This window comes from Nioella ostreopsis, assembly GCF_004000255.1.
Taxonomy (GTDB): domain Bacteria; phylum Pseudomonadota; class Alphaproteobacteria; order Rhodobacterales; family Rhodobacteraceae; genus Nioella; species Nioella ostreopsis.
This window is the reverse complement of record NZ_RCIQ01000005.1, coordinates 144753-165443: the sequence shown is the minus strand read 5'-3', so window position 1 is coordinate 165443 and position 20691 is coordinate 144753. Positions and strand designations below refer to the sequence as shown.

The following is a 20691-nucleotide window of genomic DNA, read 5'->3' as shown; positions in this document are numbered from 1 at the left end:
TACCATGCACTCGCCGTAGAATACGCGCCCCATTGGTCGATGCAATGCTGGGGTGGCGAGTGTATTCACATGCCCCGGATCACCTCTGCCAAAGCCGCGCCGAGCGCCTGGTGTGCCTCGGGCTCATAGTGGATGCCGTCCTGTGGGCTGACGTCTATTACAGATCTGGCATCGAAGAACCCGACGCCACGTGCCTTGGCCAGCTTCCGATAGCTGGCGGCCAGATGCGGCCCCACCGCTTCGGCGCCCCAGAACTGGTCCCGGATCGGGCCGGTTTCCACAACCGGCGGCGGGCAGATCAGAAGGATCTTGAAGCCGCCATGCCGGGTCTGCATCGGCTCTGACAGGGCGATATCCAACAGCCCCGCCGCGCCGCCGGTGATCCGGTCGACCGAGGGCGCGAAGCGGGTTTTCAGGTCGTTCGTCCCCAGCATGATCGTCAGCACGTCAATCGGCCCATGGCTTTCCAGCGCGATGCGCAGCCCCGTCTGCCCGTTCATATGCGCCCCCATGATGGGGTCTTCCAGCCCCGTGGTGCGGCCCGGCAACCCCTCCTCGACCAGCGACCAGTCAGGGCCGAGCGTCATAGCCGCCACTGTGGGCCAGCGATCTTTAGGCCCGAAGCGCCCGTAAAGGCCCGGGGTCACGATCGGGGGCGAGCCATGGGTGTTGCTGTCACCGAAGGTCAGAAGGGTTTTGGTCATGGGGTTCTCCGCGCTGTCTGACTGCAACGCTATGTCCCGGTCTTGCCCCCGTCAAAGCCCATCTGACCCCCTTGGCCTTTCCGCCTACGCGGCCCATATAGGGCGGGACGCTTATGAAGGGGGCACAGATGCTCGAACTCGATGGACTCCAGCCCGGACCTGCCGCCGGGGATCTGATCGTTGATGGAACCGAAGAAAACTTCATGGCCGTGGTCGTCGAGGCCAGCCAGGAGGTGCCGGTTGTCGTGGACTTCTGGGCCACCTGGTGTGGACCCTGCAAGACGCTCGGCCCGCAGTTGGAGGCCGCCGTCATCGCCGCCAAGGGCAAGGTGAAGATGGTCAAGATCGACGTGGATCAGAACCAGCGGCTTGCACAGGCCCTGGCGCAGCAGGGGTTGCCGCTGCAATCCATCCCGACGGTCGTGGCCTTCTACCAAGGCCGCCCAGTGGACATGTTCCAGGGCGCGGTTCCGCAATCCGAGATCAAGGCCTTCATCGACAAGCTGACGGGTCTGGCCGGGGATGGCGGGCTTGGCGAGGCCGTGGAGGCCGCAGAGCAGATGCTGGCCGATGGCGAGGCCGCCGATGCTGCCCAGACCTTTGCCGCGATCCTTGGCGAAGAGCCGGACCATGCCGGGGCCTATGGCGGGCTGGTGCGCGCCCATCTGGCCATCGGAGAGCTGGATCAGGCCGAAGCGCTGCTAGCCAACGCGCCCGAGGCGATTGCCACCTCGCCCGAACTGGAAGCCGCCCGCGCGCAGCTGGAACTGGCCCGTCAGGCCGCCGATGCAGGGCCCCTCGCGGAACTTTCGGCTGCGGTCGAGGCGGACCCGACCGATCATCAGGCGCGGTTCGACTACGCGCAGGCGCTCTATGCCTCCGGCGATGTCGAGGCAGCGGTCGATCAACTGCTCGACCTGTTCACCCGTGACCGGGAATGGAACGACGGCGCGGCCAAGGCGCAGCTCTTTACCATTTTCGAGGCGCTGAAGCCCAATGATCCCGTGGCGCTGAAGGGGCGGCGCAAGTTGTCGTCGCTTCTGTTTGCCTGATCGGCTTTCCTGCCTACATAGTAAGGCATGATGTCCCCGGCTGATCTGCCCGAAACGATTCCCATGTTCCCGCTGCCCGGTGCGCTGCTGCTGCCCCGGGCACGGCTGCCTCTGCATATCTTCGAGCCGCGCTACCTGGCGATGCTGGAGGATTGCCTGAAAACCCCGCATCGGCTGATCGGCATGGTGCAGCCGCTGGAGGGTGGCAAGCCCGGCCAGTCGCGCCTGCACGAGATCGGCTGCGCGGGGCGGGTGACCCAGTTTTCCGAAACCGAGGACGGGCGCTACATGATCACCTTGTCGGGCATGTCGCGCTTTCGGATCAAGCGGGAGGTGACCGGGTTCTCTCCCTATGTGAAAGCCGATGTGCACTGGTCCGATTTCACCCGCGATCTGGGTCGGGAAGAGGAAGATCCGAAGTTCGATCGGGAAAAGTTCCTGAAGCTTCTGTCGCGCTATTTCGAGGCGGCGGCGCTGCAAACCGACTGGGGCAGCCTTGAGGAGGCGGATGACGAGTTGCTGATCAACTCGCTGTCGATGTTGTGCCCGTTCAGCATCGAGGAGAAACAGGCGCTGCTGGAGGCTCCGCACCTGACGGACCGGCGCGAAACGCTCGCCGCGCTGATGGAATTCACCTGCCGGGGTGGCGCGAGCGATGAGGTGATCCAATGAGCCGGCCGTCGGTTGTCGACCGCAAGATGCTGGAGGCACTTGTCTGCCCGGTGACACAAGGCACCCTGTCCTACGATGCCGATGCAGGGGAATTGATCTCGCGCGCGGCGGGGCTGGCCTTTCCGATCCGCAACGGCATTCCGATCATGCTGGAAGACGAGGCGCGCAAACTGGACTGATGGCTTGACGCCCGGGTTCCGAAGGGGACTAGATGAGGGGGATTGCTTTCATCATCAGGACCTTTGCCATGCTGTCCCGCTTTCCCCTGCTCGCCATTCCCCTGATCCTGTTCAATCTCGGTCTCTATGGGCTGTTGGGCGCGGATGATCCGTTCATCCGGTCGCTCTTTACGGTCGAGATGATGTCGGGCGGGACATGGACGATGACCATTGGCGACGTGATCGTGCTGGTGGCGCTATTGATTTTGTTCGTGGAGATCATGAAATCGACCGTGACCGGCATGGCGTCGATCATCGACCACCTGCTGTCCACGGTTGTCTTCGTGGCCTATCTGGTGGAGTTCCTGCTGGTGGCAGGGGCATCCACGTCCCTGTTCTTCACGCTGATGGTGATCGCGTTGATCGACGTGCTGGCCGGGTTCTCGGTGTCGATCCGGTCCGCGGGACGCGACATCAACATGAACTGACGGGGGTTTCGCCGACTGCGTCGTCGACCCGGTAGCGGCCCTCCTCAACCCCCGGCTTGCGCCGGAGGCCTCGGCGGGCCGCGTTGCCACGGATGCGTGGCTGATGATGGCGATTTGCGTTGTGGGCTGCGCCCCGTGGCCGGGTTGGGATGCCTCCGGCGGGAGTATTTTTACAAGGAGAAGCTCAGAGCGGCTTGCCCTGCAGAAGTCTCGGGACATCGCCGGTGAGGCCAGCTGCTTCGCGGATGAAACTGCGGCGGGCGGCGGGAAAGGCGTTGATGAGGCCCATGCCCAGATCGCGCCCGGCCCGCAAGATCGGGTTGTCGTTGGAAAAGAGCTTGTTGATCAGGTCGGTGGAGGCCGCGAGCGTGGCCGTGTCGAATCGCCGCCAGCGCTGATAGCGTTCGAGGACCAGAAGGCTCGCGATATCCTCGCCCCGGCGTTTGGCGTCGGTCAGCACCTCGGCCAAGGCCCCCACGTCGCGCAGGCCCAGGTTCAGGCCCTGACCGGCGATCGGGTGGACCCCATGGGCGGCGTCACCGATGAGCGCCAGCCTGTCAGCCACGAAGCGTTCCGAGATCGTGAGGTTCAGCGGGTAGGTGAAGCGGTCGCCGTCGAGTTGGATCTCGCCCAGGAAATCACCGAAACGGGGGCGTAACACGTCGAGATAATCGTCATCGCTGAGCGCGTTGATCTCGGCGGCGCGGGCGTGGCTTTCGCTCCAGACGATGGAGCAGCGATTGCCAGGCAGGGGCAGGATAGCGAGCGGTCCGGCGGGCATGAAGAACTGATGGGCGATGCCGTGATGGGGCAACTCGTGTTTCAGCGAACAGACCAGGGCGGTCTGGCCGTAGTCCCAACCCTGCCGCTTGATGCCAGCGCGTGCGCCGGTGCCGCTTTGCCGACCATCCGCGCCGACCAGAAGGCGGGCGGTCAGGGTGCGGTCATCCTCCAGCGTCACGGTTGCCGGGCCGGTCGTGTCCTGCGCCACCACGCGGGTGCCGGGCAGGTGGGAGATGTTCGGATCGGCCTCCATCCGGGCCAGCAGGGCATGGCGCAGGAAGCGGTCTTCCAGCATGTAGCCCATCGGGCCTTCCTCGATCTCGGCATGGTCGAAATGCAGGAAGAACGGGGCGGGGCCTTCGCCCGCGCGCCCGTCGCTGGCCTTGATCTCCAGCATCGGTTGCGCGTTTTCCTTCACATCCTCCCAGACGCGCAGGGCCATCAGCAGCCGGGCAGAGGCCAGGGCCAGGGCGTAGGATCTCCCGTCGAAGCGGGCATCGTCGCTGGTCTCCACCGGCAACGCGTCGATCACTGTGCTGGTGAGGCCCGCCTGGCTAAGGGCCAGTGCAAGGCAGGGGCCGTTCAAGCCGCCGCCGACGATCAGGATATCGGAGTCCATTGCCATGCCCTGCAATATGGGCACATGCGCGGGATTGTCCATGTGGCATGACCCCGCTAGCGTGGCCCGCGACAACATGGCGGAGGGCAGGCAATGCGGGACGACTGGCAGACACTCGGGGTGGCGGATCTGGGCCGCGCGATCGGGGCGGGGGAGATCGACCCTGTTGAGCTGACAGAGGCCTATCTGGAGGCCATCGCGGGGCACGAGTACACCGACCGGATCTATTGCGTTGTGACAGCAGATCGCGCGCGGGCGGAAGCGGCGGCGGCGTCCGAACGCGCCCGGCTCGGGGTCCGGCGCGGGCTGCTGGATGGGGTGCCTTTGTCTTGGAAGGACCTCTTTGACAGCGCCGGGGACGAGACGAAATCGGGCTCCAACCTGTTGGCGGGACGGGTGCCGGATGAGGATTGCGAGGTGCTGTCCAATGCAACGCGGGCAGGGATGGTCTGCCTTGGCAAGACGCATATGAGCGAGCTTGCCTTCTCGGGCCTTGGCATCAACCCGGTGACGGAAACACCGCCCAATATCCACAATCCGGAGCTTGTGCCGGGCGGCTCGTCCTCTGGCGCGGCGGCGTCAACGGCCTGGGGGCTGGCCCCGGCGGGGATCGGGTCAGACACCGGCGGTTCAGTGCGCATTCCCTCTGCGTTCAATGACCTGGTGGGGCTGAAGACGACCTCCGGGCGGTTGTCGCTGTTTGGCGTCGTGCCGCTTTGTGAACGGTTTGATACAGTCGGACCGCTGGCCAAGACGGTGGAGGATTGTGCGCTGCTGCTGGCGGTCATGGAAGGGGGCAAACCCGCCGATCTGGAGGGGGCGAACCTGAAAGGGCGGCGCTTCCTGGTGCTGGATACCTACACCGACGACGTGCGCGAGGAACCGGCGGCGGGCTTTGCCCATGCGATTGACCGGATGGCGCAGGCGGGGGCACAGATCAGCCATGGTACCGTGGACGGGATCGAAGCGGCGATGGACCTGTCACCGATCCTCTTCACCTCGGAGGCTTACGGGACGTGGAAACACGCGATCGAGGCGGCACCTGAAAAGATGTTCCCCCGCATTCTGGAACGGTTTCGATCGGGCGCGGGGTTTGCGGCGGCGGACTATGTGTCAGCGTGGCAGTTCCTCGACCACCTGCGCGGCGAATGGGCGACGCAGGTGGCGGGCTATGACGCGGTGCTGTTGCCGACCGCGCCGAACCTGCCGCCGCATGCGGATCGCTTGATGGAAGACGATGAGTATTACGTCACCGAAAACCTTCTGACATTGCGCAATACGCGGGTCGGTAACCTGATGGGGTTGTCTGCGCTGACCATCCCGACAGGCGTGCCGGGTACGGGGATCATGCTGCTCGGCCAGCCGTTCGGAGAGGAAGCGCTGCTCAGGATCGGCAAGGCGGTGGAGACGGCATTGGCCTGAAGGCCACAGCCCCGCCCTGCAATCGCCCTGAAAGCGTTCGTTTTTCTGGACCAAAGCCGCGCAAGCCGTTAACCTGCCGACAAACAGGGCGAAAAACGACCCTGAACCAGAGGCAGATATGGCATTTCCTGAGCGGTTTTCGAACCTGCCAGCATACGCGTTCCCGCGTCTTCGGGCGCTTCTCGACCCCCATGCGCCGGGGGCCGATCCGATCAACATGACGATCGGGGAGCCGACACATGCCTTCCCCGACTGGGTGCCTCAGATCATCGCGGAAAACGCCGCCGGGTTCGGGAAATACCCGACCAATGACGGCACGCCCGATCTACAGCGGGCCATCGCCGGATGGATCGACCGCCGCTACGGGGTCACGGTCGATGCCGCCACGCAGATCTTACCCCTGAACGGCACGCGCGAAGGGCTGTTCAACGCCTGCATCGCGCTTTGCCCGGAAGCCAAGGGTGGCAAGCAGCCCGTCGTTTTGACGCCCAATCCGTTTTATCAGGTCTACGCGGTGGCCGCGCTTTCGGTAGGGGCAGAGCCGGTCTATGTGCCCGCGACGGATGCCACCGGGAACCTGCCCGACTATGCCAGCCTGCCCGAGGACGTGCTGAACCGCACCGCCGTGGCCTATATCTGCTCGCCCGCAAACCCGCAGGGGGCCGTGGCTAACGAAGCCTATTGGCGCGAGTTGATCGGGCTCGCCGAACGCTACGATTTCCAGATCTTCGCGGATGAATGCTATTCCGAGATCTATCGCGACACGCCGCCCACGGGGGCCTTGCAGGTCGCCGCAAAAATGGGGGCGGACCCGGAACGGGTGGTGCTGTTCAACTCGCTCTCCAAGCGGTCGAACCTGGCTGGCCTACGGTCGGGCTTTGCCGCTGGTGGGCCGGAAAGCATCAGACGGCTCAAGCAACTGCGCGCCTATGCCGGTGCGCCCTTGCCGGGGCCCTTGCAGGCGGTGGCCGCAAAGGCGTGGTCGGATGAGGATCACGTCACGCAGAACCGCGCGCTCTATGCCGAGAAATACGCGATTGCGGACGAGGTTTTCGCCGGACTCGACGGCTACATGCCGCCAGAGGCCGGGTTCTTCCTATGGCTGCCGGTCGAGAATGACGAAGCGGCCACAATGAAACTATGGCGCGAGGCTGGGGTCCGGGTGTTGCCCGGGTCCTATCTGGCCCGCGAGGTGAACGGCCACACGCCTGGCGCGGATCGCATCCGCGTGGCGATGGTGGCGGAAAAAGACGACATGCGGCGCGGGCTGATCAGGCTTCGCGACTGCCTGTATGCAAGGTGAGGTGACGGGACATGGCTTATCAGACGCGACAGAGAGACCCCCTGCTGGACAGCTCGATGCAGGCGGCGCTGGAAAAGCGCGGGCGCGAGGCGCTCGGGATCGCGCTGATCCTGACCGGGATTGCCCTGACGCTGATGCTGGCTTCGTATTATCCGGATGATCCCAGCTGGTGGGCCGCCACGGATGCCGTGCCGCAAAACCTGCTTGGCCGCTTCGGGGCGTCCTGCGCGGCGCTTCTGATTCTGGTCGTGGGGTGGGGGGCTTATGGCCTCGCGCTCGGGGCATTGGTCTGGGGTGTGCGCCTGGCCGCCCATCTGGGTGGCGAACGCGCACTTGGCCGCATCATCTTCCTGCCGATTGCCGTGGCCATTGCTGCGATCTATGCCGCCACGCATCAGCCGCCCGCCACCTGGGACCAAAGCTATGGTCTTGGTGGCGTCTTCGGTGACACTGTCCTGGGCGCACTTCTGAACGTGCTGCCCTTCGCCATCGGCACCGGCCTCAAGATCCTTGCCGCCCTTACCTTCCTGGCGTTGATTGCGCTTGGCCTCTTCGTTCTGGGTGTGAACGGGCGAGAGTTGCGCATCGCCTTGCGGTTCATGCTGGTCGGGCTGATCAATTCCTTCGCCTGGATCGGGGCGATGTTCGGTCAGGCGGGTCGTGGGGCCGGTCAGGCCGCCATGCAGCTTCATGCGCGCCGCCGCACGCGGGCGGCAGCCCCGGCAGAGGCGTATGACGACGATGCCCTGGCCTATGATGAGCCGGACTATCTGGATGAGGAAGAGGCCCCGCGCCCGCGCCTTGGCCTGCTGGACCGGATGCCGCCGATCCTGCGCCGCGAACGGGTTGCCGATCCGGAACCGGAGCTGGTGGAACGTGCGCCCGTCGCCCCCACCGATCTGGAAGCCCCCGATGATGACCGCATCCGCAGCAAGATTGCCTCGGTGATCCAAAGCCGCGTGCGGCGTCCGGGCACCGTGGTTGAACCCGAGATGGAGCAACCGCAATCTGCCGTTCAGGCCGCCGTGGCCGCGCGCCGGGCAGAGCATATGTCGGCCCGCGTGGAACCTCCGATTACCGCCGCCCGCGTGGAACCGCCCCTGACGGCCTCGCGCGTGGAGCCGCCGCTGACCGCGTCACGTCAGCACCAGCCGGAGCCGCAGGCCTATGCTGAGCCGGACTTCGTCGAGGAGATGCCAGTCGAAACCATCCCGCTGCCGCATTCCGAACGGACCGTTGCCCATGCCGCACCCGCCCCGCTGGCAACACCGGAACCCAAGCGCGTGGTGCAGCCCTTGCAGCGCCGGACGCTTCCTCAGTCTCGCGCCGCGCGGGCAGAGGCGCAGCCGACCCTGCCGCTGGACGACAAGAGTCATGCCTATGAATTCCCGCCGCTCAACCTCTTGACCAGCCCGGTCAGCGTCGAACGCCATCACCTGTCCGACGAGGCCTTGGAAGAAAACGCGCGGATGCTGGAAAACGTGCTGGATGACTATGGCGTGAAGGGCGAGATCGTGTCCGTCCGTCCCGGCCCCGTCGTCACCATGTATGAACTGGAACCGGCGCCGGGCCTGAAGGCCAGCCGGGTGATCGGTCTGGCCGATGATATCGCGCGTTCCATGTCTGCCCTGTCGGCCCGTGTGTCCACCGTGCCGGGGCGCAGCGTGATCGGCATCGAACTGCCCAACCAACACCGCGAAAAGGTGGTGCTGCGCGAGATTCTCGCCAGCCGCGATTTCGGCGATGGCACCCAGAAACTGCCGCTTGCGCTCGGCAAGGATATCGGCGGCGATCCCGTGGTCGCGAACCTCGCCAAAATGCCCCACCTGCTGATCGCGGGGACCACCGGATCGGGCAAATCCGTGGCGATCAACACCATGATCCTCAGCCTGCTTTACAAGCTGACGCCCGAGGACTGCCGCCTGATCATGATCGACCCGAAGATGCTGGAACTTTCCGTCTATGACGGCATTCCCCATCTGCTGAGCCCGGTTGTAACCGACCCCAAAAAGGCCGTGGTCGCCCTGAAATGGGTCGTGGGCGAGATGGAGGAACGCTATCGCAAGATGTCCAAGATGGGCGTTCGCAACATCGACGGCTACAACGGTCGGGTGAAGGACGCGCTCGACCGGGGCGAGATGTTCAGTCGCACGGTGCAGACCGGGTTTGATGATGAAACCGGCGATCCGATCTTCGAGACCGAGGAATTCGCGCCCGAAAAGATGCCCTATATCGTCGTCATCGTCGACGAAATGGCCGACCTGATGATGGTCGCGGGCAAGGAAATCGAGGCCTGTATCCAGCGTCTTGCACAGATGGCGCGCGCTTCTGGCATCCACATCATCATGGCCACGCAGCGCCCGTCCGTGGACGTGATCACCGGCACCATCAAGGCGAACTTCCCGACGCGGATTTCCTTCCACGTCACGTCCAAGGTCGACAGTCGCACCATCCTGGGCGAACAGGGGGCCGAGCAGCTGCTTGGTATGGGCGATATGCTGTATATGGCCGGTGGCGCCAAGATCACCCGTGTCCATGGGCCCTTTGTCAGCGACGAAGAGGTCGAGGAGATTGTCAGCCATCTGAAGAGCTTCGGTCCGCCGGACTATGCCGCCAGCGTGCTGGACGGCCCCGACGACGACCGCGAAAGCGATATCGACGCGGTTCTGGGCCTTGGCGGCAACACGACCGGCGAAGATGCGCTTTATGATCAGGCGGTTGCAATCGTTGCGAAGGACCGCAAATGCTCCACCTCCTACATCCAGCGCAAGCTGGCCATCGGCTATAACAAGGCCGCCCGGCTGGTGGAGCAGATGGAGGATGAGGGCGTCGTCAGCTCTGCCAACCATGTCGGCAAGCGCGAGGTGCTGGTGCCTGAGCAGTAATCCGCCCTATCGCGCGGACGTGAGGTGCAAAGCGCCCCGGTGGTGATTAAATGGAACCCATGACACGATTTATTCTCGCCACGGCGCTTGCCGCCTGCACCGCTCTGCCAGCCTTCGCCGATCCGATCCCGCTGTCGGACCTGTCAGATTACCTGAACGATCTGCGCACGGCAGAGGCCAGCTTTACCCAGATCAGCGATGATGGGGCGATTGCCACTGGAACGCTCTATATCCAGCGGCCCGGCCGGATGCGGTTCGAGTATGACGACAGTGAGCTTTTGGTCATGGCCGGGGGCGGGCAGGTCGCCATTTTCGACGACCGGGCCAACACGGCGCCCGAGCAATACCCGCTGCGGCGCACCCCCCTGAACCTGATCCTGGCGCGGAACGTGGACCTCGACCGGTCGGATATGATCCTGTCGCATGAGGGCGATGAGACTACCACGCGGATCATTGCCCAAGACCCGGAAGAGCCCGATATCGGCTACATCACGCTCGTCTTCACGGACGAGCCGGTCGAGCTGCGCCAGTGGATCGTGACCGACTCAACCGGGTTCAACACCACCGTGATTCTGGGCGGTCTGGAAGAGGGCGGGAACATTCCCGCCCGCTATTTCAACATCCCGCTAGAACTGCGAGATCGTGGAATCACCGAATAGCCGGGCCGCCTAGCGGCGGCACCCGGCCAATTGGCGTTCATACATTTCGGCCCGTTCATCCACCCGGGAAGCGACGCGCAGCAGCCACGGTTTGGCGTTGTAGCTGCCCCGTGCATAGCCCGAATGGCCCTCGTGATAGGCAAGGTACTGATTGCGCGCGTCATCGGGGGCTATGCCAAGCCGCTCCACCGACCGGTTCATGTACCAGCCCATGAAATCGGTGGCGTCGCGGATATCGGTCCGGTTGGCGCGGCGGCTGCCGGTGGCGTCCCGATAGTCGTCCCAGGTTCCGTCAAGCGCTTGGCTATAGCCGAAGGCCGAGCTCTGCCGCCCCATCGGGATCACCCCAAGCGCATAGCGATGCGGGGTTCGGGCGTTGTGGACGAAGCTGCTTTCCTGATGGATCGTGGCCAGCTGCACATGGACCGGAATGCCCCATTCACGTTCCGCCTGACGGGTCGCACGGGCGATGTCGGGACGTTCACGCAGGATAAGGCACGCGTTATCCAGGTTGCGAGGTGGCCTTGGCCCGCCGCCGCATGCGGCAACAGCCAATAGCAGCACGAGAAGAATCGCGCGTTTCATGAAATCTGCCTGCTCGAGTTTTGTTTGTTTGCGACAGCTTACCCGAAAACGCGGCGTGGGGGAACGGGGTCAGAGCAGGAAATACAGGAGGACGGGCAGGGCAAGCACGCTGATCAACGTGGAAATCACCACATATCCGGCCACAGCATCGGCATCGGCCCGAAACCGCTCTGCCAGCAGGTAGGATGACACCCCGACGGGCGTCGCCATTTGCAGGACAATCACCGCGAAGGCCACAGGTTCCAGCCCAAGGGCCCATCCCGCCGCCACGCCCGCCGAGATGCCGATGACCAGCTTGGCCAGCGACAGAAGCACCGCGCGTCCTACCCCTCGCGGGGTCAGTCGCGCGACCGCGACGCCGAGCGTGAACAGCATCAGCGGAATGGCCAGTTGCCCGGCCAGCGACAGCGAGTTCGTCAGCCAGCCCGGCGTCTGCCAGCCCTGCCAGAGGAACAGCGCGCCAAGCAGGGTGGCCCAGACCATCGGTTCGCGCAGCACCCGCAGGATCGAGGCATGATCGGACACCAGGCGGATGCCGATCGTGAAGGACAGCACCGCCATGATCGCGAAGATCACGACGCCGTAGCCAAGCCCCACGTCGCCAAAGGCGAACAGCGCCAGAGGCAGACCAAGATTGCCGGTATTGCCAAAGATCGTCGGGGCCAGAAAAGTGCGCCGGTCGATCCCCGCCACAAGGATCAGACCCGCCGACAGGACGCCCATCAGCGCATAGGCCAGCAGCGAGGCCAGCGTCATCGCAGACAGCGCCGCCGGGTCAATTTCGGTCTGCATCAATGCAGTGAAGATCAGGCAGGGCACCGCGATGGTCATCGCCAACCGCGTGACGAACTCCACCGGGTAGTCGAGACCGAATTTCCGCCACCCGAAGCCTGTGGCGGCCAGAAGGAAGACCGGGGCCACGATCTCCAGCACTGTCAGGACGAGGTTCACAATCTGTTTCCCTTGATTCGGCCGCTCCCGGATGGACAAGCCCCCGATCCGGGGTTTAGGAGTGGGGGCAAGGGGGCGCAATCCGATGCTCAAGACACGCGCGAAATTTACGCTTGGTCAGGTGGTCAGGCACCGTAAACACCCGTTTCGCGGGGTAATTTTCGACGTGGACCCCGAATTCGCAAATACCGAGGAATGGTATGATGCGATTCCGCCTGAGTCGCGCCCATCCCGCGAACAGCCCTTCTATCATCTGCTGGCCGAGAACGATCAGACCTACTACGTCGCCTATGTCTCGGAACAGAACCTGGTGCCCGATGACACCGGGGAACCGGTCGATCACCCCGACCTGCCGGACCTGTTCGGCGAGTTCCGCGACGGGTATTACCCGCTCGAATTCCAGCTGAACTAGGCGTCAGTCAACCGGCAGACCGGCTTTTTTCCACGCGGTGAAGCCGCCGTCGATCTCGGCCACGTTCTCGACCCCCATCTCCTGCAGGGCCTTTGCCGACAGGGCAGACCGCCAGGCGCTGGCGCAAAACAGAACCAGCGTCTTGTCGGTGGCCAGCGGCGGCTTGTGGTAAGGGCTTTCAGGGTCGATCCAGAATTCCAGCATCCCACGCGGCGCATGGAAGGCACCGGGAATGCGGCCCTCACGGTCCAGCTCCCGCACATCGCGGATATCGACCAGCAAGGCCTCACCAGCCTCGGCCAGCGCCAAAGCGTTTGCGGGGCTGATCGTTTCGATGACGGCCTTGGCCTCGGCCACCAGGGTTTTCACAGGGGTTATGGGCATGTTCGGTCCTTCAATAGCCGAGCGCGCAGCCGTCCTTGCGGGGGTCGGACGCCCCCTGCAGAACGCCGGTTTTCGCGTCGATCCGGATCGCCTGCGCGCCACCAATGGGGCGCAGCGGGCGGTCCAGCTTGTGCCCCTTCGCGGCGAGGTCCGCCTGCACCTCGGGCGCATAGCCATTTTCGATCCGCACCACACCGCCCACGGGAAAGCAGCGCGGCGCATCAATGGCCTGTTGGGGGTGCATCCCGAAATCCACGATATTGCTGAGGTAGCGCACATGGCCAATTGGCTGATAGGCCCCGCCCATGACCCCGAAGGCCGTCAGGCTGCCATCGGCCTCGCGCATCATCGCGGGGATGATCGTGTGCATGGGGCGCTTGCCGCCCATGGCCTCATTCGGGTGGCCCTCTTCCAGCGTGAAGCCGCAGCCCCGGTTCTGGAACAGGATGCCGAAGCGGTCACTGGCAATGCACGACCCGAAATCCTTGAAGATCGAATAGATCAGCGACACCACCATCCGGTCGCGATCCACGACGGTGATATAGACGGTTTCCTTGTGGATGTTCTCGGTCTTGTCCTTGATCGAGGTCAGCGCCTTTCCGGGGTCGATCAGGGCGGACAGGGCCTTGGCAGTATCGGGCGACAGCATGTGGTCGAGATGCCGGACATAGCCCGCATCCGCGATGAAGCGATCCCGCGCGTCGAAGGCGAGCTTCGCGGCCTCGATCTCCAGATGCGCGCGCTCTGCCCCATCAGGGTCCATCGCGGCGATGTCATGGCCTTCCAGCATATTCGCCATCAGCAGCGCCATCGCACCGGCCCCGTTCGGCGGCAGTTCGATCAGCTCTGCCCCGCGATAGCCGGTGCAGATCGGGGTGACGTAATCGCAGGCGGTCGCGGCGAAATCCTCCAGCGTGTGGGTGCCGCCAAGCGCGCGCAGGCTGTCGACCATATCGTCGGCCACCTCGCCCTCGTAGAACCCGGCGCGGCCCTCCTTCGCAATCCGGCGCAGCACCTCTGCCTGTCCGGGAACGCGGAAATGATCGCCCACGCGATAGGGCCGCCCGTCTTTCAGAAAGATCTCTCGCGCGCGGCCTTTGAATTCATAGGCTTCCTCGCTCCAGTCCTGTGCCACACGCGGCGCGACGGGAATGCCTGCCTCGGCGTAGTGAATGGCGGGGGCCAGAACCTCGGCCATCGTCAGCGTGCCCATGTCGCCCTGCAACCGGCAGAACCCGTCAACTGCGCCGGGGATCGTGACGGCAGCCGCCTCCCGTGCCGGCATCGTCTTGTACCCGGCGGCGCGCAGATCGGCGGCGGACAACCCCGCCGGGGCGCGGCCAGAGGCGTTCAGCCCGACGATCTCATCGCTATCGGGTCGTTTGATCAGGGCAAAGCAATCGCCCCCGATCCCGGTCATCTGCGGTTCGCAGATCCCAAGCAGCACCGCTGCGCCAATGGCGGCATCCACGGCATTCCCACCCTGTTCCAACAGGTTGATGGCCACCTTGGCCGCCAGCGGGTGCGATGTCGCGCACATGCCGTTGTCGGCGAAGACCGCAGACCGTCCGGGAAGATGAAAATCGCGCATTCTGACCTCTCGTATCGCTTCGGCGCTACGGTAGGACAATTGTCGGCGGTGGCAAGGGGAGGCAGGGCAATGGACCTCGGCACCGCGCCACTGGGTGGGGGCTTTCAGACACGGCACCGAGGGAAGCCATTGCAGCTACCCTTCCCTTATCGAGGAGATTCTCGGCGCGGGTGCGGAACAATTGGGACATTTTCGAGAATGGTTAACCCATTGCGGAAACAATCGCCTGACAGGGTGCGTGTTGTTCAATCCTCAAGGGCAATCCGAAAGCTCAGCCGGTTGATCCCCTCGTCCCGGCAGTACTTCAGCCCGGTGGTCAGATCCCGGATAAGGGCCCATCCGAAACTGCCCTCCGGCAGATCCTGAAGGGCCAGCGCCTTGGGGGAGTGGCGGCGGGCAGGCGGTAGCACCCCGCCCGGCATGGGCGCGCCGAAATCTGTCACGCCGCAATGGATGAAACCGGCATGTACGGAAACGCTTAGCTCGATCCTGCCTTCGCCCCTGTCCTGATAGGCGTGTTCGACGACATTGTTCAGCACCTCTGCCAGCACCAGTTCCAGCGTGAAAAGCTGTTCGATCGGCAGCCCAAGCTGAATGAGCGTCTGGTTCAGCCCAAGCAGTTCGACGCTGACAAGCGCCGGTTGCGCCTCGAACCGACGGGTGCAGGCCCACCCCAGAGCGGTGCCGCCCGGGGGGTCCCCTTGCCGGGGCGATGGCAGATCCCGAACACTCATGCCGCGGGGGCAACACCATGGGCGGCGAGAGCGTCTTCCACCGATCCGTGGATCGGGAAAACCTGGTTCATCCGCGTCAGCCGCATGACCTTGTCCACCGCCGGGTTCAGACCCGACAGATCCAGCTGCCGCCCCTCCCCCAGCAATTTGCGCGCCGCCACGACGGCCCCGAGCCCGGAACTGTCCAGAAAGGTCACGTTCTGCAAGTCCAGAACCACCGGCCCGTCCCAGTCGCGCACAAGGTCACGAAACCGGTCCTTGAACTGGATGGCGACAGAGGCGTCAATGCGATCGGGCACGACATGCAACAGTGCGATCGGCCCCATGGGTTCCAATGTAATATCCATAAGCTGCGTCCTTTCGCTTGCCGCAAGCACCCTAGACAGCAATCCTTTCCAAACGGTATCCAACCCTCTGGGGAAGAAACGGAGAGTTTTATGGAAAAAGTGGTCATCTGCGGCGCGTCCCGCACACCCATGGGCGGGTTTCAGGGGTGTTTTTCCGGTGTGACGGCATCCGATCTCGGCGGCGCCGCGATCAAGGCCGCACTGGAGCAATCCGGCGCCGCGGCCAGCGATGTGCAGGAACTGCTGATGGGCTGTGTTCTGCCTGCCGGTCAGGGTCAGGCCCCGGCGCGTCAGGCCGGGTTCAAGGCGGGGCTCGGTCAGGACGTTCCGGCGACGACGCTGAACAAGATGTGCGGGTCCGGCATGAAGGCCGCGATGATCGCCCATGACCAGCTGGCGCTCGGCCACACGGATCTGATGGTCGCGGGCGGCATGGAAAGCATGTCAGAGGCCCCTTACCTGTTGCCCCAGATGCGCGGCGGTGCCCGGATCGGCCATGGCCGCACCATCGACCACATGTTCCTTGACGGGCTGGAAGACGCCTATGACAAGGGTCGCCTGATGGGCACCTTCGCCGAGGATTGCGCGGAAAGCTTCCAATTCACCCGCGAGGCCCAGGACGACTACGCACTCGCCTCCCTGTCCCGCGCGCTGGACGCGCAGGCGTCGGGGGCGTTTGCCGATGAGGTGACGCCTGTTTCCATCGGGGGCCGCTACGGGGAACGCTCCGTGACGGCGGGGGCGCACGAGGGCTGGACGGTCGTGGCCGAAGACGAACAGCCCGCCAAGGCCCGCCCCGAGAAGATTCCGCAGCTCAAACCCGCCTTTCGCAGGGATGGTACGGTGACGGCCGCCAATTCCTCCTCCATCTCCGACGGCGCAGCGGCGCTCGTCATGGCCCGCGAAAGCGCGGCCAAGGCCAAAGGCCTGACCGTCCGCGCGCGGATCATGGGTCACGCCAGCCACGCGCAAGAACCGGGCTGGTTCACCACCGCGCCCGTGCCCGCCGCAGAGAAACTGCTCGCCCGCCTTGGTTGGTCCAAGGAGGACGTGGACCTGTGGGAGGTGAACGAGGCCTTCGCGGTCGTGCCCATGGCGTTCATGCATGAAATGGGCCTGCCCCATGACAAGGTCAACGTGAATGGCGGGGCCTGTGCGCTTGGCCATCCCATCGGGGCCTCTGGCGCGAGGATCATGGTCACCCTCCTGAACGCACTGGAGAAACGCGGGCTGAAACGCGGCATCGCAGCGATCTGCATCGGTGGCGGCGAAGGCACTGCCATCGCCATCGAACGCCCCTGATCCTTTCATCTTGGCCCAAATACCTCGGGGGGTCCGGGGGGCAGCGCCCCCCGCGGGTCGACGCGCGATGCGCGGCGAAACCCCCAGCAAAGGAGCGATCTGCCCATGTCCCTCGACTATCCCAGCCTCGCAAAAACAATCGCCGCCCTCACCCATGGCGAAACCGACGAGGTCGCGCTCATGGCGACGCTCGCCTGCGAGATTCATCACGCCGATGATCGCTTCGACTGGACGGGCTTCTACCGCGTGACCGAACCGGGGCTTCTCAAGATCGGCCCGTATCAGGGCGGTCACGGCTGCCTGCAGATCCCCTTCGACAAGGGCGTTTGCGGCGCCGCGGCCCGGACCGGAGAAACCCAACTGGTGCCGGACGTCGATGCCTTCCCCGGCCACATCGCCTGCGCGTCCTCAACCCAGTCAGAGATCGTGCTGCCGGTCAGGAACAAGGCAGGTGATGTGATCGCGGTTCTCGACATCGACAGCAATCAGCCCGATGCGTTTACGGAAGAGGACGCGAAGGAACTGGCCGGTATCCTGACCTCGGTCTTCTCGCGCTAACCCCTCCACCGGGGGGCAAAGAATTTTGCAAAATTCTTCCAAAAAGATCCTTGCAAGGATCTTCCCCGCGCCTAGCGGTGAGGGAGGGGCACCACCTCGGCCTCGTCCTTGGCGCTCAGTTCCTCGAAATCGAAACTGTCCAGCCGGGTGGCCCGTTTGCCAGCGCGTTCAGCGGCCGTGTTGATGTCGTCGAGATCCTTGCGCGCCTGACCGAAATGGGTGGTCAGCTTGCCCACACGTTCCACCACCAGCTCCACGTCCCGGTGCAGCATCGCCAGCTGCTTGCGGATCGCGCCCGCCTGTTCGCGCATCCGCGCATCCTTCAGCACCGCGCGCATCGTGTTCAGCGTCGCCATGCAGGTGGTGGGCGACACGATCCAGACCCGCGCGGAAAAGCCCTCGCGCACCAGTTCGGGGAAATTCGCGTGCAGTTCCGCATAGACCGCCTCGGAGGGCAGGAACATCAGCGCCCCGTCCGCGGTTTCGCCCTCGATGATGTAGCGGTCCGAGATCGCTTTGATATGCCCGCGCACGGCGGTGCGCATGGCGCGCGCGGCCTCGTCGATATCGCGCTGTGTCTTGGCGCGCCGAAGGGCCTCGTAGGCTTCCAGCGGGAACTTGCTGTCGATCACAATGGGACCGGGAGGGTTCGGAAGATGGATCAGGCAATCCGCCCGCTTGCCGTTCGACAGTGTCGCCTGAAACGCGTAGGCATCCGGCGGCAGCGCCTTGTGCACGATATCGTTCAGCTGGATTTCTCCGAACGCCCCGCGCGTCTGTTTGTTCGACAGGATATCCTGCAAGCCCAGAACATCGCCCGACAGCTTCTCGATATTCGCCTGTGCCTTGTCGATCTGTTCCAGCCGCTGTTGCAGTTCTCCAAGGCTGCGCGCGGTGCGGGTCGATGTGCCGTGCAGGGTCTCGCCCATGCTGCGCTGCACTTCTTCCAGCCGCCGTTCCATCACCTCCAGCATCTGCGCCTGGCTGCGCGCCTGCAACTCGCTGACATGGCTGATGCCGCCTGACAGCTGATGTTGCCCGTCCGACAGCGACTGCACCCGCTGCCCGAGCGCGCCCATCTGGTGGGCCAGCGGTTCCATCGCGCGGGCCGTGCGGGTGGCGGCAGCGACAGATCGCAAAACCAGCACCAATACGACAACAAGCACCAGCAGCCCGCCAAGCGCCAGCAGGATCAGGGGATCGGTCAGGTCGATCTGGGTCTCACCAAGCTGGATCATGTGCGGCCAAAAAGCCTTTCGATGTCAGAGAGCTTCAGCTCCACATAGGTGGGCCGCCCGTGGTTGCACTGGCCGGAATGGGGCGTTGCCTCCATCTCCCGCAGCAGCGCGTTCATTTCCTCGGCCCGCATCTGACGGCCCGAGCGGATCGACCCGTGACAGGCGACGCGCGACAGGATCGCCTCGATCCGCGCTCTCACGGTCAGGCTTTCACCCAGATCGTCCAACTCATCGAGGATGTCGCGCAGCATCGCCTCGGCATTCACCGGGCCAAGGATCGCGGGTGTGGCCTGCACGGCGACTGTGCCCGGTCCGAAAGGCTCCAGCACCAGACCGAGCTTGGCAAGTTCGTCAGCCAGATCGAGCAGAGCGGCCGTGTCGTTCGGCCCGAGCGTCACGATCTCCGGGATCAGCAGCGCCTGCGACGCGACCCCGTTTTCCGCCAGCTGGCGTTTCAGCTTTTCATAGACCAGCCGTTCATGCGCGGCGTGTTGATCGACGATCACCATGCCGGTTTCGGTCTGGGCGATGATGTAGTTTTCATGCACCTGCGCGCGGGCTGCGCCGAGCGGATGTTGTGTGGCCTCGGGGGCGTCGACGACCGGTTCCACCCGCGCAGAGGTCGAGGTGAAATCCGCAGGTTCCTCGGCAAAACCCATGGCCGGGGCCTGCCAGTCCCGCGCGGCGCGGAGCGACCCCTGAGAGGGCCGGTCCATCTGGTAGACCCGCGCCGGCCCCTGTTCGGGGCGGAAGGCGCCAAGCGTCGCCTCGGCCACGGTCGAAGAGGCACGGTGCCCGGCTTCTGCCAACGCGTGGCGCAGGGCCGACACAATGAGCCCGCGCACGACACCCGGTTCGCGAAACCGGACCTCTGCCTTGGCGGGATGCACGTTCACATCAACCCGCTCTGGCGGGCAGTCGACGAAGAGCGCCACCGCCGGGTGCCGGTCCCGGCTGAGGAAATCCGCATAGGCCCCGCGCAAGGCCCCGACCAGCAGCTTGTCTTTTACAGGGCGGCCGTTAACAAAAAGATACTGCGCCGTGGCGGCCCCGCGTGAATAGGTGGGGAGGGCAGCATAACCCACCAACCGGATATCCTCGCGCTCGGCCTCTATCGGCAGCGCGTTCTCGATGAAATCGCGCCCCATCACCTGCCCGAGCCTTGCCCCTAACGCATTGAAAAGATCCCCTTGTTCGGGATCGGCGCGGAAGATCACCCGGTTTTGCCCATCGGTCATGTCACGCAGGGTGAAGCCCACGGCGGGCTCTGCCATGGCCAGCCGTTTGACCACGTCGCCGATGGCCTGCATCTCGGCCCGATCCGTGCGCAGGAACTTGAGCCGCGCGGGTGTGGCGAAGAACAGATCGCGCAGCGCCACCACGGTGCCACCAGACAGGGCCGCAGGGCGAATAACCGAATGTCTTCCACCGGTTACAGCGATGGTATGGGCATCTCCCCCGGTCTCTGACCGGCTCGTGATCACCAGCCGACCGACCGACCCGAGCGACGGCAAGGCCTCTCCGCGAAAGCCGAAACTGTTGATGTTCAGCAGGTCCGATCCATCTATCTTCGAGGTCGCGTGGCGGGCGAGGGCGAGGGGCAAATCTTCGGGGGTCATTCCGCAGCCATTGTCAGTGACGCGGATCAGGGATTTGCCGCCGTTGGCGACCTCGATGGTGATCCGGTCGGCGCCGGAATCCAATGCGTTTTCAACCAGTTCCTTGACGGCGGAGGCGGGGCGTTCCACCACCTCGCCCGCGGCGATGCGGTTCACCACCGTTTCATCCAGCTGACGGATCACAGGGCGCGCAGAGCCGCCTATCTTGGGGTCGGGAAAAGCCAT

21 protein-coding genes are annotated in these 20691 nt (G+C 64.5%); 11 read left to right on the top strand and 10 right to left on the bottom strand.

The window, feature by feature from the left end:
• Positions 1–65 precede the first annotated feature (65 nt).
• Positions 66–704 (bottom strand): SGNH/GDSL hydrolase family protein, encoded by a 639-nt coding sequence (locus EP237_RS07565; RefSeq protein WP_127559734.1) that lies wholly within the window; start codon positions 702–704, stop codon positions 66–68.
• A 128-nt stretch (positions 705–832) separates the two neighbouring features.
• Here EP237_RS07565 and EP237_RS07560 point away from each other — a divergent pair, with 128 nt between their 5' ends.
• The 4 genes from EP237_RS07560 to EP237_RS07545 are packed head-to-tail and all read left to right on the top strand — an operon-like array spanning position 833 to position 3074.
• Positions 833–1756 (top strand): tetratricopeptide repeat protein, encoded by a 924-nt coding sequence (locus tag EP237_RS07560; RefSeq protein WP_127559732.1) that lies wholly within the window; start codon positions 833–835, stop codon positions 1754–1756.
• Positions 1757–1783: 27 nt separating this feature from the next.
• Positions 1784–2428, top strand: coding sequence for an LON peptidase substrate-binding domain-containing protein (locus tag EP237_RS07555; protein ID WP_127559730.1), 645 nt, complete (start codon positions 1784–1786; stop codon positions 2426–2428).
• Positions 2425–2607, top strand: a complete 183-nt coding sequence (locus EP237_RS07550; RefSeq protein WP_127559728.1) for a Trm112 family protein — start codon at positions 2425–2427, stop codon at positions 2605–2607. Before EP237_RS07555 ends, EP237_RS07550 begins: the two co-directional genes overlap by 4 nt.
• A gap of 32 nt (positions 2608–2639) precedes the next feature.
• Complete coding sequence (locus tag EP237_RS07545; protein WP_240661567.1) at positions 2640–3074, top strand: hypothetical protein; 435 nt, start codon at positions 2640–2642, stop codon at positions 3072–3074.
• A 184-nt stretch (positions 3075–3258) separates the two neighbouring features.
• On the opposite strand, the gene EP237_RS07540 is transcribed toward EP237_RS07545, so the two are convergent.
• On the bottom strand, positions 3259–4518 hold the full coding sequence (locus EP237_RS07540) for a UbiH/UbiF/VisC/COQ6 family ubiquinone biosynthesis hydroxylase (RefSeq protein WP_240661566.1): 1260 nt from the start codon (positions 4516–4518) through the stop codon (positions 3259–3261).
• A 51-nt stretch (positions 4519–4569) separates the two neighbouring features.
• Here EP237_RS07540 and EP237_RS07535 point away from each other — a divergent pair, with 51 nt between their 5' ends.
• The 4 genes from EP237_RS07535 to EP237_RS07520 all read left to right on the top strand — a co-directional run bounded on the left by EP237_RS07535 (position 4570) and on the right by EP237_RS07520 (position 10745).
• On the top strand, positions 4570–5898 hold the full coding sequence (locus EP237_RS07535; protein WP_127559724.1) for an amidase: 1329 nt from the start codon (positions 4570–4572) through the stop codon (positions 5896–5898).
• Between the two features lie 118 nt (positions 5899–6016).
• Entirely contained in the window at positions 6017–7201 is a 1185-nt protein-coding gene (locus EP237_RS07530) for an aminotransferase class I/II-fold pyridoxal phosphate-dependent enzyme (protein WP_127559722.1), read from the top strand.
• 11 nt (positions 7202–7212) lie between these two features.
• Complete coding sequence (locus tag EP237_RS07525) at positions 7213–10086, top strand: DNA translocase FtsK (RefSeq protein WP_127559720.1); 2874 nt, start codon at positions 7213–7215, stop codon at positions 10084–10086.
• A gap of 50 nt (positions 10087–10136) precedes the next feature.
• On the top strand, positions 10137–10745 hold the full coding sequence (locus tag EP237_RS07520; protein WP_420812510.1) for a LolA family protein: 609 nt from the start codon (positions 10137–10139) through the stop codon (positions 10743–10745).
• A 9-nt stretch (positions 10746–10754) separates the two neighbouring features.
• Here the strand turns inward: EP237_RS07520 and EP237_RS07515 are convergent, their stop codons facing one another.
• Positions 10755–11330 carry a transglycosylase SLT domain-containing protein gene (locus EP237_RS07515; RefSeq protein ID WP_127559716.1) on the bottom strand — a complete coding sequence of 192 codons (576 nt, stop codon included), beginning with the start codon at positions 11328–11330 and terminating at the stop codon, positions 10755–10757.
• A 69-nt stretch (positions 11331–11399) separates the two neighbouring features.
• Positions 11400–12281 carry an AEC family transporter gene (locus EP237_RS07510; protein WP_127559714.1) on the bottom strand — a complete coding sequence of 294 codons (882 nt, stop codon included), beginning with the start codon at positions 12279–12281 and terminating at the stop codon, positions 11400–11402.
• Positions 12282–12366: 85 nt separating this feature from the next.
• Here EP237_RS07510 and hspQ point away from each other — a divergent pair, with 85 nt between their 5' ends.
• Entirely contained in the window at positions 12367–12693 is a 327-nt protein-coding gene (gene hspQ / locus EP237_RS07505; protein WP_127559712.1) for a heat shock protein HspQ, read from the top strand.
• Positions 12694–12696: 3 nt separating this feature from the next.
• On the opposite strand, the gene EP237_RS07500 is transcribed toward hspQ, so the two are convergent.
• The 4 genes from EP237_RS07500 to EP237_RS07485 all read right to left on the bottom strand — a co-directional run bounded on the left by EP237_RS07500 (position 12697) and on the right by EP237_RS07485 (position 15749).
• Complete coding sequence (locus tag EP237_RS07500) at positions 12697–13077, bottom strand: rhodanese-like domain-containing protein (RefSeq protein ID WP_127559710.1); 381 nt, start codon at positions 13075–13077, stop codon at positions 12697–12699.
• Positions 13078–13087: 10 nt separating this feature from the next.
• A complete protein-coding gene (locus tag EP237_RS07495; protein ID WP_127559708.1) occupies positions 13088–14668 on the bottom strand; it encodes a gamma-glutamyltransferase family protein in 1581 nt (526 codons plus the stop codon).
• 245 nt (positions 14669–14913) lie between these two features.
• Positions 14914–15402, bottom strand: coding sequence for an ATP-binding protein (locus EP237_RS07490; protein WP_127559706.1), 489 nt, complete (start codon positions 15400–15402; stop codon positions 14914–14916).
• Positions 15399–15749, bottom strand: coding sequence for an STAS domain-containing protein (locus EP237_RS07485; RefSeq protein WP_127559704.1), 351 nt, complete (start codon positions 15747–15749; stop codon positions 15399–15401). The genes EP237_RS07490 and EP237_RS07485 overlap by 4 nt, the downstream gene beginning before the upstream one ends.
• A 90-nt stretch (positions 15750–15839) precedes the next feature.
• Between EP237_RS07485 and EP237_RS07480 the strand changes: the two genes are divergently transcribed.
• Together EP237_RS07480 and EP237_RS07475 are read left to right on the top strand one after the other, a co-directional pair.
• Positions 15840–17051 (top strand): acetyl-CoA C-acyltransferase, encoded by a 1212-nt coding sequence (locus EP237_RS07480; RefSeq protein ID WP_127559702.1) that lies wholly within the window; start codon positions 15840–15842, stop codon positions 17049–17051.
• A 105-nt stretch (positions 17052–17156) separates the two neighbouring features.
• Positions 17157–17609: a GAF domain-containing protein gene (locus EP237_RS07475; RefSeq protein ID WP_127559700.1), complete on the top strand. Its 453-nt coding sequence runs from the start codon at positions 17157–17159 to the stop codon at positions 17607–17609.
• 71 nt (positions 17610–17680) lie between these two features.
• On the opposite strand, the gene EP237_RS07470 is transcribed toward EP237_RS07475, so the two are convergent.
• Together EP237_RS07470 and mutL are read right to left on the bottom strand one after the other, a co-directional pair.
• Positions 17681–18847: a DNA recombination protein RmuC gene (locus EP237_RS07470; protein WP_127559698.1), complete on the bottom strand. Its 1167-nt coding sequence runs from the start codon at positions 18845–18847 to the stop codon at positions 17681–17683.
• Complete coding sequence (gene mutL / locus EP237_RS07465) at positions 18844–20691, bottom strand: DNA mismatch repair endonuclease MutL (RefSeq protein ID WP_127559696.1); 1848 nt, start codon at positions 20689–20691, stop codon at positions 18844–18846. Before mutL ends, EP237_RS07470 begins: the two co-directional genes overlap by 4 nt.

Coding starts and splice junctions, on each gene's coding strand:
- EP237_RS07560 (WP_127559732.1), top strand. CDS start 833: ATGCTCGAACTCGATGGACTCCAGCCCGGACCTGCCGCCGGGGATCTG.
- EP237_RS07530 (WP_127559722.1), top strand. CDS start 6,017: ATGGCATTTCCTGAGCGGTTTTCGAACCTGCCAGCATACGCGTTCCCG.
- EP237_RS07550 (WP_127559728.1), top strand. CDS start 2,425: ATGAGCCGGCCGTCGGTTGTCGACCGCAAGATGCTGGAGGCACTTGTC.
- EP237_RS07545 (WP_240661567.1), top strand. CDS start 2,640: ATGAGGGGGATTGCTTTCATCATCAGGACCTTTGCCATGCTGTCCCGC.
- EP237_RS07495 (WP_127559708.1), bottom strand. CDS start 14,668: ATGCGCGATTTTCATCTTCCCGGACGGTCTGCGGTCTTCGCCGACAAC.
- EP237_RS07520 (WP_420812510.1), top strand. CDS start 10,137: ATGGAACCCATGACACGATTTATTCTCGCCACGGCGCTTGCCGCCTGC.
- EP237_RS07540 (WP_240661566.1), bottom strand. CDS start 4,518: ATGGACAATCCCGCGCATGTGCCCATATTGCAGGGCATGGCAATGGAC.
- hspQ (WP_127559712.1), top strand. CDS start 12,367: ATGCTCAAGACACGCGCGAAATTTACGCTTGGTCAGGTGGTCAGGCAC.
- mutL (WP_127559696.1), bottom strand. CDS start 20,691: ATGGCTTTTCCCGACCCCAAGATAGGCGGCTCTGCGCGCCCTGTGATC.
- EP237_RS07475 (WP_127559700.1), top strand. CDS start 17,157: ATGTCCCTCGACTATCCCAGCCTCGCAAAAACAATCGCCGCCCTCACC.
- EP237_RS07490 (WP_127559706.1), bottom strand. CDS start 15,402: ATGAGTGTTCGGGATCTGCCATCGCCCCGGCAAGGGGACCCCCCGGGC.
- EP237_RS07485 (WP_127559704.1), bottom strand. CDS start 15,749: ATGGATATTACATTGGAACCCATGGGGCCGATCGCACTGTTGCATGTC.
- EP237_RS07565 (WP_127559734.1), bottom strand. CDS start 704: ATGACCAAAACCCTTCTGACCTTCGGTGACAGCAACACCCATGGCTCG.
- EP237_RS07500 (WP_127559710.1), bottom strand. CDS start 13,077: ATGCCCATAACCCCTGTGAAAACCCTGGTGGCCGAGGCCAAGGCCGTC.
- EP237_RS07515 (WP_127559716.1), bottom strand. CDS start 11,330: ATGAAACGCGCGATTCTTCTCGTGCTGCTATTGGCTGTTGCCGCATGC.
- EP237_RS07470 (WP_127559698.1), bottom strand. CDS start 18,847: ATGATCCAGCTTGGTGAGACCCAGATCGACCTGACCGATCCCCTGATC.
- EP237_RS07480 (WP_127559702.1), top strand. CDS start 15,840: ATGGAAAAAGTGGTCATCTGCGGCGCGTCCCGCACACCCATGGGCGGG.
- EP237_RS07525 (WP_127559720.1), top strand. CDS start 7,213: ATGGCTTATCAGACGCGACAGAGAGACCCCCTGCTGGACAGCTCGATG.
- EP237_RS07535 (WP_127559724.1), top strand. CDS start 4,570: ATGCGGGACGACTGGCAGACACTCGGGGTGGCGGATCTGGGCCGCGCG.
- EP237_RS07555 (WP_127559730.1), top strand. CDS start 1,784: ATGATGTCCCCGGCTGATCTGCCCGAAACGATTCCCATGTTCCCGCTG.